This window comes from Protofrankia sp. Cr1, from assembly GCF_963555865.1.
Taxonomy (GTDB): domain Bacteria; phylum Actinomycetota; class Actinomycetes; order Frankiales; family Frankiaceae; genus Protofrankia.
The window spans coordinates 5,678-7,001 of the sequence record NZ_CAUVXO010000257.1 but is presented as its reverse complement, the minus strand read 5'-3'; the positions used below and the strand labels follow the sequence as shown (position 1 = coordinate 7,001).

1 protein-coding gene and 1 pseudogene are annotated in these 1,324 nt (G+C 66.8%); both read right to left on the bottom strand.

What is annotated here, in order from left to right; translation table 11 throughout:
* Nucleotides 1-3: 3 nt before the first annotated feature.
* Nucleotides 4-669: a helix-turn-helix domain-containing protein gene (locus tag U9980_RS18195; RefSeq protein WP_322769015.1), complete on the bottom strand. Its 666-nt coding sequence runs from the start codon at nt 667-669 to the stop codon at nt 4-6.
* A gap of 288 nt (nt 670-957) precedes the next feature.
* Nucleotides 958-1,324 (bottom strand): annotated as a pseudogene (locus U9980_RS18190) (hypothetical protein); the annotation flags it as partial.

The window sequence follows — 1,324 nt, the reverse complement described above, 5'->3', positions numbered from 1 at the left end:
GCTCTACAGTGATCGGGGAAGCAGCGTGTCCGTGAGCGTCCGGCCCAGCCAGGTCTCGTACTGTTCCGCGGTCCACTGCCAGATCACGCGCAGCATGTGGTGAACCTCCGGCGCGGTGAGCGTCCAGATCACCGCGGCTGCCTGATCGACCGGCATCCCGTCACGCAGGGGTCCGCGTTCAGAGATCCAGAGTGCCACGGTCGTCATCGTCTGCCGCCGCTGACCGAGCTGCTGGTTCTCCCGGAAAGCCGCCATTTCACGGTCGGTGGCGGCCGCACCGCGCAGGATGTCATCGAGGGGCCGCAGACGTTCGAGCTGGTGGGAGGCGTCCGCGGCGAACATCGCGATCTGCCGTCGTTGATCGGTTTCCTGGCGGATCGCGGGCGGTTCCACCCGGCCCGGCATCGCGTGATCCCGGATGTCATCCGCATGTTGCGTGCCGCTGAGGCCTAGCAGTTCCTTGAGCAGCCCACGCTTGGACCGGAAGGCGTCATAAACGGTGTCGGGTGCGACACCGGCCGCCTTGCTGATTGTGCTGATCGTCGTTGGTGCGTAGCCCTGCGCACGGAAGAGCTCTCTGGCCGCTTCCAGGATGCGTAGCCGGGTCTGACGAGCCTGCTCGGTGCGAAGCGGGGAGCGGTACCTGCGGTGCCTGGCGGGGTCAGTCATCCGGCGTGCTCCGACGATGTCCAGTAACGCTGGAGTCAGCTGGAGGACCCACCGAGCGGAGCCGGCCGCGGGTCGTCGCGGCACGGCGTCAGCCGCTCGGTGGTCAACCAACATCGGCCACCATTTAGCAATTTATAGCCCAATTTGGACTATAACGTAATCTGCCCTGGTGTCGGCGCCAAGTCAAACAGTTGCGGGTGCAGGCCTGCCGGGTGCAGGCCTGCCGGATGCGGCCAGGTGTCGTGAGCCGACCAGCCTCGGCTCCGTCTCTCGTACCTCTGTCGTCACTTATTCCTTACGGAAGGTGATGATCGCGCCGTTGGCCGAGCCGACGCCGGCCGCGTCGATGGTGCCGGTCACGCCGTGACCGCTGAATCCCATGGCCGTGGCCAGGCCGGGTATCTGGTTGTCGCTGGTGATGGTGTAACCGGCCGCTGGCAGCGCCGTGCGGTAGAACTTCGCCACCGCCGTGTCGGACACGCCGGTCAAGGCCACGGTGGACTGGCTGGTGCCGGCCGTGCCGCCATTGACCTTGGCGCCCGGCGGGATCGGGAAGCCGGCCGGTACGTTCGGCTCCTTGAGGGCATCGGCCCCGTCGGTCACATGCTGGCCACCGGGCAGCGATGTCGGAAAGGCCGTCGGCAAGCTTGTCGGC

What these genes read in the sequence shown, in the direction of transcription:
- U9980_RS18195 (WP_322769015.1), bottom strand. Translation starts at nt 669, where the DNA reads ATGACTGACCCCGCCAGGCACCGCAGGTACCGCTCCCCGCTTCGCACC.